Consider the following 18,559-nt stretch of genomic DNA (forward strand, 5'->3'; position numbering starts at 1 on the left):
GACTATTCTTTTACTTTCATTTCACCATAACTTGTAATGCTGAAGACTTCATAGTCTATTGTAGCTCCGGGAGGCTTTACAAAAGCATCTTTGTAGCGGAAGGTTCCCTCCCAACTGTCAGGTCGAAAGCGGTCTCTTCTCTTCACAATCTTAGGCTTTGGGGCCCATCCAAAGGCAACAATATCGCTTTGCATGGTATCACCTAGATGAGTCTTACGTTCTACTCCGTAGGCATTTTGAGGCTGCGACCAGCTGTCCTTATCGGTACGGATCAATCCCCTCAATTCTGTATTGACTCGTTCGTCTCCATTGAGATAGAGTCTGGCTCTGACAATAAGTAGGTCTTCGTTTTCCGGGTCATTCAAGAAATTGTCATCCACGGCCTCTTTTTGGGCAATTCCGATTTCAAAGACATAGCGCGTCTCATCGCCCAATTTGGTTACCTCTTCAATGTTTCTGCTTGGATACGCGGTGTTGATTACATGACCCGGTATAATCTCGAATGTCTTAATGTCTACTGTTTCTGATTGGAAATTCACCGTTCGCTCAATCATTACATCCAGTACGAGCTTCCAATTGCCCAAGTCTTTTTCCATTATTCTCACCTCTGGGTAGCAAACATCCTTACCAGCGTATACTGGTCGGTCCATGCCTAGAAATACGGCGCCTTGTACTTGCTCCTGGGCTACTGCAAGCAGCCTTCTATTGAATATCGGGTCCTGCCAGGCCAGTTGGTAAAATGTAAATGGCTCAGGCCCATCCAAGGACGCTACTGAGCATGTTGGTAGTTCATCACTCAAGCCTCCTGTATAATCCGCATCGAAGGGGTACAACTCTCTGGGAAGTGGAACCGGTCGTGGAAATCGGAATTCATTGCCCCAAGATCCGCCTCTTCTGACCATGGCATCATTGGATTCTATCAAACCAGCCAATCGGAAATTCATCATCGTCCCGGGACGACCGGCAGTAAAAATATGACCCACGCGTGGAGCGAGAAACGGGTTCATATTCGATCTATCCAGGCCTTTCGCTTCGAAGGCTATTTTCCTAGAGGCCGGAAGCAAGTCACCTTGGTCAAGCGGACTCTGTGATAGACCAACAGTTTTTGTTACGTCGTGAAAAATTACATCACGAGTCATTTCCAACCAACGATGATACCCAACATCGTTTGATTGCGGAGATGTTCTCTCTGTATTCAACGGGCCCGGGGCTGTTCCGGCGATTTTGTGCGTAAACCCTATTGCATTACCAGCTGCTGGCACTCTTACTTTCACAAAGGTCTCTACCCGGTCAATGATTTGTCCTGATTTATCCTTTAAGGTTAAAACATAAACCACGGTTTTCTCAGGTTTTAGCACAGTACTTTTACCCTCCAATTCAGTTATGAGATCAGCCTCACGTTCGCTTAGTTGATAGATTCCCTCCTCATCACAAACCCAATTAAGAGTTGTGACTTCGCCTTTGTTGATTGTTTTAGGCTCCACCTTAAATGAAGAAATTATTCTTTTCCACTGCTGGTTGTCCAATTTGGGATCTGCTGGTTCGTACATGGCTCTGCTTTCATAATATACCTTACCATCCAATAATTCAGGGCCAGATGCGAGTGGATCCTTGAATACGGTATCACCCATTTTCTCAAACCGCAGATCAACGACCAGAGGAACTGTTGTATTGAGTTGTTTTCTCTTGGTTTGCCTCAATACACCACCAGAGGGTCGTGAGGTAATCAGGAAGTATTTCCGTTGTTCAAGAAAGGATGAAGGGGTCAATAGCTGCACCCGCAAGAGTGGCGAGGTGGCGATATTGAGGCGTGAGGTTTCTGTGGCCACCCATTCCCAAATGCGCTGTCTGACCTTAGAATATGACTCTGGGTCCTCAGGGGGAAAAAGAACACTTTGCCAGCTATCTTCCTCAGTAATACCAAGAAGGAATACGCTTTCAATTGCTAAGCCTAGATTAAAGGTGGCTGAGGAATTGGAATTGGCTGACCAAAACTGAAGGTGGATTCTGATCTCTTCAAAATTCTGGTTTTCAAATGAAAAGTCATATCGTGTTTTGGCTACAGCATAGATAAAATCGCTCATTTTATCGATCCCAAACCCTTTAATTGCAAGCAGTTGATTCAATGCGGAAAATTGCCCTTGTTGTTGAATTCTAGATTTTATCCTACTGATCACCAGCTCTCCAATTCCATATCCTTCTTCTGTCAAAGAAAAGCCTCCCGGAGCGTCAGGCACTTTATTTTTTAGTTCATATGCTGAAAGGTTATTAGCCCACTCCAATACTTCATGGGTGACTTCGGAAGGGATGTAGATCAATTCCTCTTTTGTAACACCTTTCCAGTCGAGAAAAATTCTAGGTGTAGCAGCTAGTTGTCGAACTGAATTTTTACTCAATTCAAATGGAATATCGCGTTGTTCTAAATGAATGGCTGGACTGGTGATATAATAACAATTCATGGCTGAACGCCGCTCGTACGATATCTCTTCGATTTTTGGTACAGCCTCGGTTACGGCCATGTGAGTCTTTCCTGCATGCTTAATCAGGCCAGTGATTGCACCAAGGGTTGACCCAAATGGAATTCCCTTTGTGTTATCGGATGGATCGCTCAATCTCCAATCATAAAAACTCAGCCAACCTGGCTGAAATCCATCCTGGATAGTAGTATATGGAAACAATCTTGTATTGGCGACGGGGTCATAGTTGACTTGATCCATTCCGTTTCCTCTTTCTGCCAGGTTTGGTTGATGGTCTAGGGCATATTGGTCAATTGAGTTGAGTTTCAACAATTGTTCTCTATTAATAAAGGTTGATTCAGCAACATAGGTGCCTTCATCATTCTGTTTGATCTTGAATTGATTGGTCAGATATCTGTGAAGTAGTTGTGATTTATTGGTGTTGATATGGCCGGATGTATCTGTAATAAACGGCATAGCCAATCTTGTCCATGGTGCAGTCTCCGATTTTCCGGAATCATCAAAATCCAACTCAAAACTTGGAATACCACTGACCATTGTATCTCTTTTCTTCCATAAATTAAATGGTGCTCTTTCTGTTATATTTTCTGTGAAAGGGCGCAGCCAAAAGGCTTCTGTAGCTTCAACAATCATCACGTCTGGAGTACTGTTGAGTAGTTTTTTCAATTCGTAGCCAAGTGCGCCTACAAATCCCATTTCAACCTTTTCTGAGGCTTCAAAATTGATTAGCTCGTCATCTTTGGAGAAATTATGAAGTGTGCGTGCCTCATTAGCCTGGAAGTATGGTAGCGAAATAGATTTGCTTCCTCTCAACAAAACTTCTTCAATTATTGATCGTGGATTGGCCAGTCTGATGTGTTGGCTGGCCGTCCATCTGAGATATTCTGATGAAATCCCATTTTCTATTCGGTTTATTTGATGGTTGACCAGAGTAGGTATTTCTATCATTCCCGTGGTATTTGGCAGTTTGCCAGATGAAGGGATATATTTTGGTCTGAAAAATGCCTTTCCATTAGAGTCTAGCTCCGATCCTTTGATAGAGGCATCCCTCATCAAAACCTCAATTTTATGTTCGAAGGCCCCACGCTGAGTCGTAATCCAACTGATTTCATTTTGCAAACTGAGCATTCCGGTCAATTTTACTTCCAATTCAGGATCTGCTCCACTACTGAGGGAATAACTAAATTGCGTGGCAACAATATTGGGTGTTTCAATGGCTGTCTCAATCACCATAATCAGCTTTTTGAGCTCTGCTTTATCCACCTCACCTGCAGCGGGTGGATCGTTTAGCTCCAATGAGACATAAGCTTGCAGTGACTCTTTATCAGTGATATTCCAACCTGGCAAAAACTCAAAGACAGGCTTTGTACTTCTCCAATTTACCGCCTTATTAATGGCCATTGATAATTTGCCCGGCGAAAGCTCAACCTCGCCTTTTTCGCTTTCTGTGAGTGATATCAGATGATTTGATTCTCCAAAAGACAAGAAGTTTGCCTTCTTCACAGTCAAGTGTTTTTTCTCTTTGTTGAAGATATATTTAAACGTGATATCCAACAATGGCCTCCCAGAATTTCCTTCGTGTGTTTCTATCAGCTTAAATTCCAGTTTAGAATTTTTATTGGCTCCCTTTCTTTTGAGGTAGAAGATGCCGGAAATCGGTACTAGCGTAGATTGGATAAATTGGTTAGAGTTGATGAGTTCAAAACCAAAAGTATGATTGGCTGACAAGGGCTTTAAAATCTTTTTGTCTACATAGCCGACTGGCAGTTTCCATTGGCGTTCCATAAAATGGAAAACCACACTTGCCTGTTCTCCTACACCTTCAAATATTAGCGCAGTTTTATCACCGATTTTTTGAATAGATACAGGGGATGACAACCACGGTAGTGGATCTGGTAGATTGGCAGTGATAGAAAGATCTGGTGCGGCTTCATAAAATGGCCATAAAATGTGTCCTTCAAATGCCTCTAGTTCCCACTCGTTTCCGTTTCGGATAAAAGAAATTTGTATCCCTTGTGAAGAATAATCCGCAAGTGATATTGAGCCAGGTTTTAAATGTAGAATGCCTTCAAACACTACTCTTACAGGAATAGAAGGTATATTTTCATTTTCCTTAAATTGCAGCTCCACCAAGTTACAAACCTGAAAAGGCAGTCCCCAAAAATCAATTTCCCCTAAAGATGACCACCTGAAATTCCTCAATTGTGGTGACCTGAAAATGGAATTCTGATTGTTATATTTCCAAGCATCATTTTCTAAGATCAAGGGTATATTGGAGAAGCTGAAAAGGACATTGTTGACAGGAGTCGAAAGATCAAGCACATCATGTGACCAAAGCCAAGATTTCTGGTGCACATGATTTCCGTCAGTCACAAGTACCATTCGACCTTTTTTGCTATCAGATATTTTGAATGCTCCTGTTCCACCCTGATCGACAACAACAGATTTGTCGTCTACGGAAGAATGAAAGGGCTGCATTGACCCAGCGTTGATAATCACTTCTCCGGATTTTGATACCGGTGTGATATTGAATTTTTTGTGGGTATTGTCATACCGGACCTCAAAAGAGGCACTAATACCTTTTAGTAATTCCTTAGCCTTTATCGCTTCAATTATTTCAGCCTCATTTGAAAAATCTAGCGATGCTGACGGGGGTGAAATCTTTAGATCTGCCTGCGCATTGAATTTTTGATTAGCAAAGAGGTTTTCTATTTGTACCTTTTTTCCTTTTTCTGACAACACTAATCCCTGTTTCAAATTAACCGTCGATCTCAACAATAATGAATGATTAGATTGTGATAAAGTGTAACTGTCTATGAGCTGCTGGATCCAATTCTGTTCCTGGTTGTTGATTGTTTCCGTCTTTTTCTTTTTTTCTTCTTCACCTGATGATCGAAGTGCTTCGATCTCGTCTAGAATCGGTAGATCATGTCTCCAAACCCAATTTAACTTACCTGCGGATGGCAAACCTTCAGCAATCGTAATTGAAGCGTCATTCTTCAGTTCAAATGCAATTCCGGGTAATTCAGGGATCACCCAGTTGAAGACTGAATATTGAGATTTATTTTGCAGAAAGGATTCAGCCTTAAATTGCCCAAACATCAAAACAGGGACTTGCCAATTGATTCCAGGCCTTAGCATAATCATTGGTGATTCAGAGGCCTTTAAGGGCAAGTATGTTCTCTTTTCGTTTAGACGATCCCCTTTTCTGGGGTCTCCATACAAAGGTAAGGATGGGAACCAATGCAAGCCTGGGGGGCGGTACCAATATTCAATTTCATCAACTTTTTCCGGTGGAGTAAGAATTTCTGTATGGCTATCTGACCAGTCACCTTCGATCGGCTTTTTTTTATCTGCCACTCCCGGTATATAGGCAAGTTTAACTTTGAAATGGGTAGCTCCATCCTTAGGTTCAAAGCCCTTTTTTCTGATAAGACTGAGTCCTAGAAAATGATTCCATGAAGAGCTTTCATCCAATCCAGAAGGCTCGGGAAGATCCGGAGGTCCATTTTTGAATATACTTTTTCCGGTAATTGCCGGGAGATAAATAGGTACATAATCCTCTAATCTCAATTCGGGGTCTCCCAGACTGGCTACCACACTTTGACAGGCTTCACTATTGTCCAATTTAATCTCCACTTCAAATCGATTGGTATCAATGATAATCATAGACGAATACCTGGCTTGACTGATGTCTGGACTAGGCGGTAGATCAGAGGTCTCTTGCACCCAAGGAACTTCACTCAAGCGTACCAATCCTTTAAAAATGGCATTAGTTTTTATTGAATTATTTGTATTTTCATTTTCAGGGATTGTACATAAAGGAATTTGAAGAGCTCCAGATTCGGTCTGTATCCAAACTTTATCACTATCCTCATCCATCCCATATTGATCCATCAATGAGGCCATCAATTCGGCACTGTCATTTTCCAATTCTGCCTCGAAATCACCACTCCAAAGGCTTTTTTCTTCTTGTTGATACTCGTATTTGAGTTGGGAATTTTTCAGGGTCGCATCACCGGCAATACACTTAATATTTTTTCCGGAGTTGGTAATGAGAACTTTATCGAACTGCAATCTTGAGGTACCTCCTGCCGCCCCCCTGATTTCTCCTTCAAACATTCCTTTATCAGGCTTGAACTCCCATTGATTGTTTTGCAACTGCCAGAATACTTTATCAGGTATTTTGGAGGATACCAATCCTACTGCTGGAGAATTAATTTCTGGTAGTCCATTGTCATCTTCAACATGTGCAGTAGCTTCAATTACCCGATGTTGGAAATTTCTTAGACTATTGATCCAAGCTTTATCTTTTTCTATTTCCAGCAGGTGATCATTCGCATTTTGCACGCGATATCTGAATTTTCCTGGCAGGCCCTGGTCATTCTCCCATGGGACGCTTTTGACGCCTTTCAATGTAAGCCCATCTGGATTAAGAATTATTCCATGACCTTGGGTCGGCTGATTTAATCCAAAGTATGTTTTGAGCAGGGTCCTCAACGTTATTTGCTGCTGTCTTTTACTCCGAGAATTCTTAATAGTAGCACTCGATATATAACTGGGCCAATTTCCTTTTTTATCACATAAAAGTTCTATTTCAATAGCCGTCGGGATAAAACCCCAACGAGATGCAGTAGATGGGCTCACGTTTTTTTCGGGAAAATCCAATATAGTATTGATTGGGGAGGCACTGCTAGAAAATTTCAATAGGAGCGTACGCTCTTCTTTCGGCAATTCTATTTCTATAGTTTTAGGATTGATTAATCCGGCTATGGTTCTAAACCAGTTTTGGCTTGTCTTAGGATTTTTGACAGATGCCCTTCTTCTTCGAAGTATATCTGCAGCTAAAAAATCTTCCGTGATGATTATTGGGCCTTTTTTGCGTTTGGAAGGTGATTCTTTCTTTTTCCTTAAAATGACTTCTTCAAATGAAAAGTTGGCCTTCCACCCCTTGTTGATGCTGTATGCGTAATATTGCCGTGTCTTTTTCTTAGCCATAACTATATTTCCACCTCTGTTTTATGAATAAGTACACTCGATAGGCTCCGCTGATGTCCGTAGGCTCGATTGCAGATCAATTCAAATATAAAATTGTCTTCAAGTGCCATCCATTGGATCAGTTTTCTATTAACCTTGAGATTAATATCAATTACAGGATCGAATTTTGATTTAAGATCTATCGGGGCCAGCTTTTCAACCTTACCGGGATTTTCCGAATACAAATAACTTCCGGAAGTGACCACCAAATACCTTCTGGTTTCAGGATAGTTTCCTTCTTCTACTGGCTCTGGCTGAATGTATGCAAGTGGAATGATTCGTCCCTGTCTTCGAATTTGAATGGTAAATTTCAAATCAAAATCCCAAATACGTTTGGCGAAAGGCTCCTCATGTTGCCATATTTTTTCCTGGACTTTTGTGAAACTGTCCCAGACGGAAGGTATTTTCCAAAACAATTTTAATATGTCATTTTCACCAAATGACCATCCAGCATGATCGGTATCTATGCCAGGCATAATCGTGGGTAGCGACTGTACAGCATCTGTCAGCTTCACTGGTGAATCGACATCGTCGGCTCTACTAAAGGCTGCCAATCTATATTGATAATAATAAGGTAATTCCAGAATTCGAATCACCATACCTTTAGGCTCGAGTAGCTCCGTAAACGGGTGGCCGTGAAGAGAAGCATCAGGTTTTAATTTACTATCTCCCGTCCATTTAGCATCTGCTGCCAGTATCTGTTTTTCTTGCTCATTGATTGCTAACTTTTGATCTTCCCCTTCGAACTCATGGGTGAACCAATTGTCATCTCCATTCCAGCCACTCCATTGTCGCCAGCCGGCCTTCACTTCTGAGTATAAGCTCCAGGCAAGTCCTCTATAACCCAGGCGATTTCTTAGAGTTTCGTTAGACTGTACCATGGCTTCCTCTTCATGTTCTCTGACCAGCCATTCTGTACATTGAATGCCTTCTCTTAGTTTGTTACCAAGAAACTCGATGACAGGAACACGAGGGACTTCTACTCTCGGCAATCGTACCAAAAGTGGCTCTTCTTGTATCTCTTCCTCATTATTAGTAATCAATCCCAGTTGCAAATAAAGTGGGTGGTAACGACCAATGCGCTTTATCCTGTAGGCGAACCTGCGTGCTAATGGCTCTTCATGGGTTTGTTGGAAGGATATGCTATCATCGTGATTTACACTTCTTTCTATGTTTCCTTGTTCGTTGTACCAGGACACGCTCAAATCGATATCACCATTTTCTGAAATTCCTCTAGTTTGTGCATATCGATCGATAAACGCGGTGTATCGCTCAATAATTCCTGCCGAATCAAATCCGATTAGTGCTCTTCCTGTCCCTGTCATGACTTGTAGAATAGACCTGAATTGGTTCAGAGAATTGGCGAATTCGGTAAAACGCTCTTCTTTTTGCAGGTCAGGGTCTGCATTGATGGAGGATTGTTTTATGACAGGATGCAGCCCTAATCTGTAATAGTTCATGGGTGTTTGCCGGTCACTATTCAATAGTAGTTCAAGGTTGAGCCTGTGACTGGCATCTATATTAGAGGCATGGGCATTGATCAAATTGATCATTTTATCTTCTCGGAGCATCACACCATTTTGATAGATGGCCAAATCCACTGTCCTGCCCATCCATTGCAACATGCCCATTCCAAACGGGTCCTTTTCTAAATCAAAGTCTTCTGACAATGCGTCAAATGAAATTTTTTCGACCTCTTTGGGTGAAATACCTCCACCATGGATCATCAGAAAACCATTGTTTTCCTCCGTCCAGCTCTCAATACTGAGAAGTATTTCTTCTAATATTGGATGTATCAATAGTCCATCACTAAAGCCATGTATATCTTCTGTACCAGACATCAATAGTAGGCTCCCCCAGTCCGGGTAGCCTTCAATAGGGAGATCTACTGACTTGTCTTCGGCTTTTCTGAAATTTGACTTCCATTTAGAAAAATCAACTGTGTTATAAGGAGAATTGCCATACGTATTTTTTGACAGCACTTCTACCGTGACTTGCTTTTTGTAATTTCTTAATTCATCGTTTGTACTTGCATCCCGGTCTCTAACATAGACTACATACCCACCAGTAGGATACAAGAATTCATCATCTACATACTGATGGTGAAGTAGCTTTATACTGACTTCCCTTATGTATTTGTTGTCGAGAGGGGTATAATCAAAATGGTGCATATGGGAGGTGAGTATGGGCTCGAGATAGGGAATGGTCTCCGCTCTCATATCCAGCTGACTCACCCATTCAATTACAGTGTTGGAGAAGGGTGGGATTCTTTCCAGGTGGGCGTAATTTTTCTTTAATTGGTCATTAATTTTTGTTGAATGCTCGCATCTTATTAATCGAGAAGCATTGCCTTCTTCTGATATGGATCTAACAAATAAGGTATGCACCTTTCCAAATGAAAAATCTTCTAGGCTATCTAATGTGGTAATTGAAGTCGGATCATATATGGTGGTTACCAATCGCATGCCTTTCGGTGATACGATAGGCTTATCATTACTACCTCCAATGTCCTCAACATCATCTCCCAATCCATAATATCCTCCGGATGAGAGTGGTTGATCTTTGGTCCAAATTTCATAACGAACCGGACTACCTTCCCATTTAAGCATTTCTTTGCTTGGTGAAACAGCTATTTTTAAGAGTTCTTCTTCGACCCCTTGGGCGGTAATCATTAATTGATAATCACAAGTACTTTTATCGGGAGGCGGCGGCGGGCTGAGATGTTTTCTTGAGGTGAGATGTTCGAGAGTTTGCGAGTATTGCCCAAATATATCGACAGCAGTAAAACGATAAATCAGTTGGTCTTCAACAGCTGCAGGTTGTTGGAACATATCAGAAAAATCAAATCGAGGTACAACCAGATAAAAATTTCGGTTGCCATCACCAATATCCACCATGGCCGGAACAAATCCTGCTTGCGCTTCCCATTTTACCAATTCTGACTCTTGTGATTCACTGGAGAGGTTGATTCGTTCTACCAAGTAGTGGTCAAAATATTCGAAATATTTATTCTCCTCTTGCAATCCAGAAGCTTCTTTTTCAGTCATTAATTCAACATGGCCTTCGTCATCAGTTCTTTCAAGTTCCCATGAGAAATGAATGCCTTGTTCATCCTGAAACTCCAAAAGATCCTTTAATCGGAATTGGTATCCTTCCTGTTCAAATCCTACACCATAATTGTCTTGATTGATTATTCCCTGACCTATTTGTGAGCCTTTTACAAGTTGGGTTTGACCATAGCCCTGATCAATCTTAATTGAATTCACTTTTAGTGAAAAATTCTTTTCATCGGAAATTTTAAATTTGAAAGCCAATCCAGAATTTGCCAATACTTCCAATGATTCATAGGAGGTCTCAGAGTTGATCAATGTCTTGAATTGACGGAGTAGAGTGCCCGATACTCCATTCCGTATGCTTTTCATATTTTCAAGCCCATTCAACAGTTTTTTTCTTCTATTGAACACTTGCTGATCATCGTCCGGGTTTATTGCAGGGAGTGAGTAGTCTCCACCCAGCATATATTCGAGTACTTCCGGCTTGCTTACTATCTCCTCTGTCCACCTGGTTTGTGCAATAGTTAATGCCTGCCATGAAAATATTTCGTCTTTTCCATACCTAAAAGCTTCTTCCAATGCCAGATCATAGATACTCCCTTCGGCCGAAAATTTCGGAGATCTGATATCGGGTCTGAGTTCAATGTCATCATCCAAACCATCTTTTGCTCCTTCCTCGGTTCGCACCCTCCAATCCACCATTAATTCTGGCTGCAAATAAGGATCCTCTAATATCTGATCAATTAGTTTGTGCTCGGTCTGAACTGACTTTGGTTCATAGTAGAGATGCCCTACTTCCAGTTTTTCTTCGACAGATGGATCTGTAATCACTTCCTTGTTCCAATCCAGAGAGGTGCTTACCTTCCTTTTTTTACCGGAGGTTGTGATTTTTGACCCATCAGCATATTCCTCAAAATCAACATTGTTCAGCTCAAACTCTAGTTCATAATTGGGACTTGTCGTTTTTTTGAATGTCCCATTGCTGTTTTTAGTTGGGCAGGTAAACCAAGAGTCTTCTTCGGGTAACATCAACAGGTAGATGTAATCTCCTTTGCGCACTGGCATCGCTCTCCATTTGGGTTTTTGAGTTTTGATCAGTGGTAGAAGAAATACCGGTTCCGGTAGGTATCTTGTTGGTTTTAGAACATCACCAGCCCTGGTCACTCCATCGGATACCCTACTTCTAGCCTGCTCCAAAGCTGATTTATTCATCACGAAAGCCACGGAAGCTCCAAAGCTGATTTTCCAGATTCTAACTGAAGCTGTAGCGTATCCCTCCATTCCAAAGCCTGCGTCGGATACCCCAAAATCTACCCTGGCCGAAATGATAATGGCGATTTCCTGAGAAAGGGTGAAACTATAGAAGAAAAGATCTACTTTGATTGACAGCTTTATATCTATAAATGCGTTGATCCCTACAAAACCATAAAGAGCAGGAAGGTGCCCTATCCTGGCCATAATACCACCGTAAATGCCAATGTAGATCTTTATAGAAAAACTGATCTTCACTATGCCTAGATTGATCCTCTCACTATAGTTTTTATCTACTGCTATTTCAAATGACACCCCAATCGTCAGGGAGTTTGACGTCGTTCTCATCATGAAACCTGCCTTTCCGACATACGCACCTAGTGGGAAGGTTAGTTGTCTTGGCCACCCCAGTTCAAGTCTGAACATGCCTGGCTTGGTTTCCAGAACAAAACTAAAAGGTGACTGAATCAGTGCTTTTGCCAGTGCCGGAGGGACTCCCTTCGGACTTGCTGCCGCTGGATCAACAACATAAGTAGCAAGAAAGTGGTTGTTTCGGGCAGAGTAGTACAGTAATCCAATGATTGCTGGCCGCAATCCACCTGATCCTTTTTTCAGCTCATCCAGTACTCCAAAAATCCAGCCTCTCATTGAGATCATAATGGTGAGGTCACTCCTCAATCCCAACAAAACATCTCCGACAATTGGTGCCGGTTCGTTTCGTTTTTTTAGTCCGTAGGTCATCCATGCGGAAATCACAACTGTCCATCTTGCTTGATCACCTTCAAGGTCATCAGACCAGGATGTAGGCAAGTGAGGGCCTACTGTGATTGTTCCCTTAGAAGGATTGTCGAGTACCAGATTGGGGTCGTCCATGACTAGTAGTGTTTTTCTCCAGCCAAACCCTACCCCCAAATCTCTTAGATAGAATTTATCAATAAATCGCTTGTCAAAATCAAGCCATTCAGCATAAACCATCCAGACTCTTACTTTCTGGTTATCCGATTCTCTTAGCACCATCGCAAACTCCAGTATGACGTTGATATTGACAGTCTTGTTTATTGTCAATTTACCATGACCGCTAAAACCTTTCCAAGCAGGAGTATCTACGTATTTGACTGATCCTGAGACCGACAGAGATGATTTATAGGCAAATTCAAGTCCAAGGTTTTCAAAAGCAATTTGTGGTAATAGTTCGCCAGGATTTGGTTTGCCAATTCGGAATTTATGGAATTCAGGATCCTTGTTTTGGAGATCATTGCTGCTAAAAAACACTTGCCCCCCTATGGTCAATGCGGCCTGCCCATCGTCAAAACCGGTTCCGATTCCGATGCTCCGGAGTTCAAATCCAAATACTCCGAAAATGCTAATTGTTTTAGGCTCATTTAATACAACTGATAATCTAATGCCGGGAGGCAAACTGTCAAATGCTTTGGTCAGCACTAAATCTTTAAACTCCATGCTGGCTGATTTAAGATCAGAAAGAATAAAGGTATCTGTCGAGCCTTCGGGAGGAACAATACTGATCTTTCCGGTGATCATAAGTATCAACTTTAGATTACCGTCGATCTTATGAATATCAATATTGACCGATTTAAGGTCTAATTCTACCCACCAGTCTGTTTTCAAATGAACGCCTAGTTGAAAGTCGGCTTGCACACGATCGAGTTCAAACCCTTCTTTGAAAGATAGAGTAATACTTCCTGTAGCGTTATCTATCCATGGAAGTGGCCCTTCCGCTTTGATATATCCACTCTGGAATTTGCTTCTGCTAAACACAACGTGACCCTCGGCACCTTTGAAGGACTCTCCAATACCTGACACTTTAGTCACGCCTCCTTTTAAAAACAGTTCCATATCGATGCCACCGCCATCAATCAGTAGATTGGAAACCTCCATTTCAAAGCCACCATCATCGCCGTCGGTAATGCCACCGTAATAAGCTTTTAGACTTGAAGCTGATAAAGAAAGATTTCCTCCTTCGAAGCTCACCATCAGGGTATTCAATCCGGTCACTGTGAGGCCTGCGACTGTAAACTCATTGAATTCGGTTTTGACCTTCAAACTTGCAGCAGGATCAAATGCCATGGTATCAGTATCCAGAGTAAAGAGCCAATCCGCAATTAACTTGATAGGTTCTCCTGTGTCAATTTTGATGTTGAGATCAATTACAAAATTCACCTCAAATACTCCTTCCAAATTCTGAAATCGTGCCTCCGCAATGACCATTTCTACTTGCGGTGCATCTCCATCCAGACTACCAAATTTAAATCCTACCAAGTCTGATGGATCGATTGACAAAGGCAGGTTATCAAACATGCCTACCACCGAATTGAATCCTGGAACAAAATCCCAACTCAATGGCAAATTGACTGAGGCCATGGTAATATCTATATCTTCCTCAAACAGGTCAAATGAGATCTCTAGCTTAGGAAACTCTGGGATATTAGCACCTTCTATGGGCAACATAGCCATGATTTCTCCAGCCTCTTCCATAGCGCCTTCCACCTTTCTTATAAATGGGCCGTGTAGTTTCAGACCAGCTGTACTGGAAAGGAATAGTCGCAGAGACAACTCAAGGTGATCGTCTTTGAATACCGATGAAACAAGAATTGCTGCGTCTCCGCTCAAGGATAGTTTTAACCCACCGAATTCGGCAATATCTATCTCATCCGGGGGTCCTATTACAATATCAAAAAATATTTGCCCGTCCTGATCTATCCCTGTCTCTAGCCTAACAAAATCATTATAATCATCTAGAAATCCCTCTACTGCATCTTTGATAGTGGTCAGATCAATGCTCCCTAAAGGGAAGTCTTTGAGGATCGCTCCAGCTCCATCAAAAACTGAAAGAATCTTTCTAGGATCGACAGGTGCACTCCATCGGTCTCCGGCACGCTTCGGTACACCGAGATCTAGCCTGCTATCTGCGGACAGTGGCCAGGGAATTTGAATTGTAACCTGTTGATCTTCTTCTCCTCCAAAGGCGCCTATTATAGATATTTCGCCTTTGCTGCTGCCTGGGAAATAGGCTGGATGAGCATCTATCATCCAGTCAGAAATCATAAACCATTCAAAACTAACTTCGCCATCCTGCTGAATCAATCTCAATTTCCATCCGGAAACATCTATCATATCCATAAACTTGTTGTCCGGCCCTTCAAAACCTTCAATTTCAACTATGGCAGATGTTAAGGAAAAGAAAGATTGGTCTTCCTGATTAAAGAGTATGGGAAACTCTAACTCTATCTCATCTAATTCAATAAGATTTACTGCGGCCTCATCGTCTGTGGCCGAATTGGCATAATTGCTCAATCTAATCGCACTTATTGTGCTGAGCTCACTTATGGTATTTTCTAAGCTTAATTCCGGCTCTTTCGTTTTACCATACAACTCGAGTCTGGAATCTGCAGACCCACAAGATATCCATATGTATTCTTGCAAGTTAGACATGCCTTAACCGATTAACTTGACATGTACTGCTCTGAATTATATGAAATAAAAACGACTGGTTTGAAATGCAGTTATTTGATTGGAAGGTTATTGAAAATGAATCTAATCTTCCAATGTAATTGTCCAGGAATTTCTGATGGAGAATATCGTTCCATCTTGGCCAAAAAGGAGAAAACGGTGAGGTTAAGTCTTTCATGAGTTAGGATCAATCGAATGACTAATCTCAAACTACTGCACAATAAATATAGTAAAAATTGCTTGCTCTAAAAAGAAAGAATTAACTGAACTCTTCTCCAATTATAAATTTTTGTCTTTAAAACGACGAAATATTCGTGTTGTAGCGACTTTCTTTCTTTCTGATTTTCCTAAATACAGTGAACGTACTAAGGGTATTAATTTTGTAATAATTTATAAAATAACCCGTGTCAAGCTATTGAGTTTCTGGATTCAAAGTTGAATCCAGGAGTTGGTGGAATCTCCCTTGAAAAACTTTAGGTTTACTTTACTCCATCAAAAAGTCTCTTGTGATAGACTGTGTCCTTTTGATTATCAAACAAATGCACTGGATCAACTACTTTTTCTTTATTTGCTTGACCACATTTCTCAGCTCTTCCTTTTCGCTTCTGAACATATCCATAAGAAAAATCATTTCATTTTGGTTTTTGATGGTGGAGAGCGCTACTTCGGGTGACTTGTATCTATAAATCTTCCAAAGTTTTCTAGAAACAAATCCTCCGAGAAAAAGGAATATTAGGGCGCTAGCTAACGTCCAGTATAATTTGGCTTGTTGCTGATCTTGTCTTTGTTTATTAAAATAATTGGCGGTAATTAAATCCATCTTATAGCCTTGCCCCTTTTCTATTAGGTCTTTTTGAACTTTTTCAAAGGCTTCATACTTTTCACCATACATGCTAATGTAGGCATAGGATTTGTCGATATCTACTGATTCAAAACACTGCGCTAATAGCTTGAATTGATCAAAATACTCTGATGTTTCCGGTAGCTCTGGCATTAGTGGGGTGGCCTTCTCTGCATAGGACAAGGCCAAGTTTGAATTGCCTTGAATCAGTGCCAAATTGGCCATATCCTGATAGGTGATAAACAAATCCTTTGCGTTGCCCAGTGGTTCTTTTTCTGCCAAAGCCTTTTCATAATTGCGCCAAGCCTCAACATAATCTTTCTGTTGCTGAAATAGATTCGCCAAATTGTGATATGCTTGTCCTCTAAAGCGGGAAGCGACAGATCCCGTTTCCAGATCAATCATTTGCTGGTAAAATGATCGCGCACTATCAAATACATTTAGTTCGTGATATACTAGGCCCAGTTCATTATAGGTTTTCAATTGCTGTTCTTTATCATTTGCTTCAATCATTTCAAATTTGCTTATAAGCAGCTGTTTTGCTTTCTCAGCTTCTCCTATCTTTCTTAAAATGATTGCCTTATTATGAAGCAATTGTATAAATGTTTTTTGATCGCTGGCCTCTAAGGCAAAGGTCATGCCCTTGTCATAAAAATCGATGGCTTCATTTATCCTATAATGTTGTCTGTAAATCACACCTAAGAGGAGACAAACCTTTGCCTGATCTGCCAGAGATTTCTGGTCGTTCATACCAATAAATACTGTGAGTGCATCCAATAAATAAGACACTGCCTGGTCAGTATTGCCTTCTCGATCCATCAAACTGCCAAGTATAAAATTGCTTTTGGCCTCTCCATAGTTATAGTTAGCCTCTTTAGATTCTTCAAGCGCTATTTGTAGCAAGATTATGGTACTGTCAGGATGTGTGACGTAGTAGTTTTTAGCCTGGCTATGGACTTCAGAAATTCTGTCTGCTATTTTTTCATTGGAAAATGGCCACATAGCCAATAGCAGGAAAGCCAAAAAGGTTTGCATGTCAAAAGAAAATTAAGGTTAGGATTCCAAATATAAGAATAAAGGCAATTATGAATAACATAATTGCCTTTTAAATAGAGATTATATTTTGCTAATTAACCCCAAGGATCAGGTTTCTCCTCATCTTCATCTGCTGTCATTTTTTCTGAGGTTGGCGTTTTCACTTCGATTTCCTCCAGCTTGTCGTCGCAGGCTGAGAAAGAAATGAGTGATACAAAATACAATGCAAGAATTATACTTACTCTTTTCATAATAATTAAGTTTAAATTTTTAGAAAAGAGTAAAGATCAGGGAAATAGATGAATTCTGTTTTTTGTGTTCGCTAGAGGATTGGCTGGCATGTTTTATCCGATCTGGTCAGTCAAGGCTAAAACAAGTAACACTGGCATGCATATCCTTGTTTATTCAAGGTATTTATTGAGAATATTACTATCTATCTGGAGAACGGTTGCAGGATACTTACGCATTAGAAACTCTATAAATTCTTTCTCCCTGTTGCTTTTCTCTATTGGGCTCAAGCTAAATATTTCAAAACCCCCTTCGTGTAGTTCAATTTTTAGTACCACTCGATTTAGAAAAACCAAAGACAAAGACATCCCTCCTATGAGAAGTATCAAACCTATACCTGTGATCATCCCGACAAACCCTCTAACACCACGCATTGTCAAATGGTTTAATTCTGGAATAGTTGTGAGTTCTCCTTGTGCCCAAAAAATTCCAACAAATCCGATTAAAAAGAATGCAGCACCAAATATTGAAGTTCTCACCGGGTGCTTGGTTAACGTCCCTTTATAAATTTTGATCCTTGAAATATCGGCTAAATCAATCTTTCGAAAAGGATTATTACCTCCTACAATTTGTAGCTGATCTTCTGTGATGGTAAGGTTCCCAATTCTAAACTGAGACTTCATTCTAATCGTTAAAAATCATTGATCCCATTCTCAAAAGCCTGATCGGGCGGTAGGTTGGGAGAAGTAGCGGCTTCAACAGCCAGCTCATCACAACGCTCGTTTTCTGGAATACCAGCATGACCTTTCACCCATTTGAAGGATACCTTGTTTCGCTTATATGCCGGAATAAATCGCTCCCATAGATCGCGGTTTTTCTTATTCTTAAATCCTTTTTTTACCCAGCCCCAGAGCCATCCTTTTTCTACGGCATCCACCACGTATTTAGAATCCGAGTAGATTAGTATTTCAGCATTGATGACTTTCAAAGCTTCGAGCCCTTTGATCACTGCCAGGAGCTCCATACGATTGTTGGTGGTTTTGCGAAAGCCTTCTGACAACTCCTTGCGATGACCTTTAGCCAACAGTACAGTACCATATCCTCCCGGGCCGGGGTTGCCCCGAGAGGAGCCGTCTGTATAGATGATGATGCTTGGGTTAGACATAGAT

General features: G+C 41.2%; 6 protein-coding genes. All 6 read right to left on the reverse strand.

The genetic code is table 11. The features are described from left to right. Positions 1-2: 2 nt before the first annotated feature. A complete protein-coding gene (locus ABJF11_RS11695) occupies positions 3-7,475 on the reverse strand; it encodes a hypothetical protein (protein ID WP_348120039.1) in 7,473 nt (2,490 codons plus the stop codon). Between the two features lie 2 nt (positions 7,476-7,477). Next, positions 7,478-15,268 carry a hypothetical protein gene (locus tag ABJF11_RS11700; protein WP_348120040.1) on the reverse strand — a complete coding sequence of 2,597 codons (7,791 nt, stop codon included), beginning with the start codon at positions 15,266-15,268 and terminating at the stop codon, positions 7,478-7,480. Positions 15,269-15,839: 571 nt separating this feature from the next. Next, positions 15,840-17,162 (reverse strand): tetratricopeptide repeat protein, encoded by a 1,323-nt coding sequence (locus ABJF11_RS11705; RefSeq protein ID WP_348120041.1) that lies wholly within the window; start codon positions 17,160-17,162, stop codon positions 15,840-15,842. Between the two features lie 95 nt (positions 17,163-17,257). Beyond that, positions 17,258-17,413 carry a hypothetical protein gene (locus ABJF11_RS11710; RefSeq protein WP_348120042.1) on the reverse strand — a complete coding sequence of 52 codons (156 nt, stop codon included), beginning with the start codon at positions 17,411-17,413 and terminating at the stop codon, positions 17,258-17,260. 150 nt (positions 17,414-17,563) lie between these two features. After that, a complete protein-coding gene (locus ABJF11_RS11715) occupies positions 17,564-18,073 on the reverse strand; it encodes a hypothetical protein (protein WP_348120043.1) in 510 nt (169 codons plus the stop codon). Positions 18,074-18,081: 8 nt separating this feature from the next. Then, the gene (gene rnhA, locus ABJF11_RS11720) at positions 18,082-18,555 is read right to left on the reverse strand and encodes a ribonuclease HI (RefSeq protein ID WP_348120044.1); all 474 of its coding nucleotides are present in this window, start codon (positions 18,553-18,555) and stop codon (positions 18,082-18,084) included. Positions 18,556-18,559: the final 4 nt, after the last annotated feature.

The organism is Reichenbachiella sp., from assembly GCF_039941815.1.
In the GTDB taxonomy this organism is placed as follows: domain Bacteria; phylum Bacteroidota; class Bacteroidia; order Cytophagales; family Cyclobacteriaceae; genus Reichenbachiella.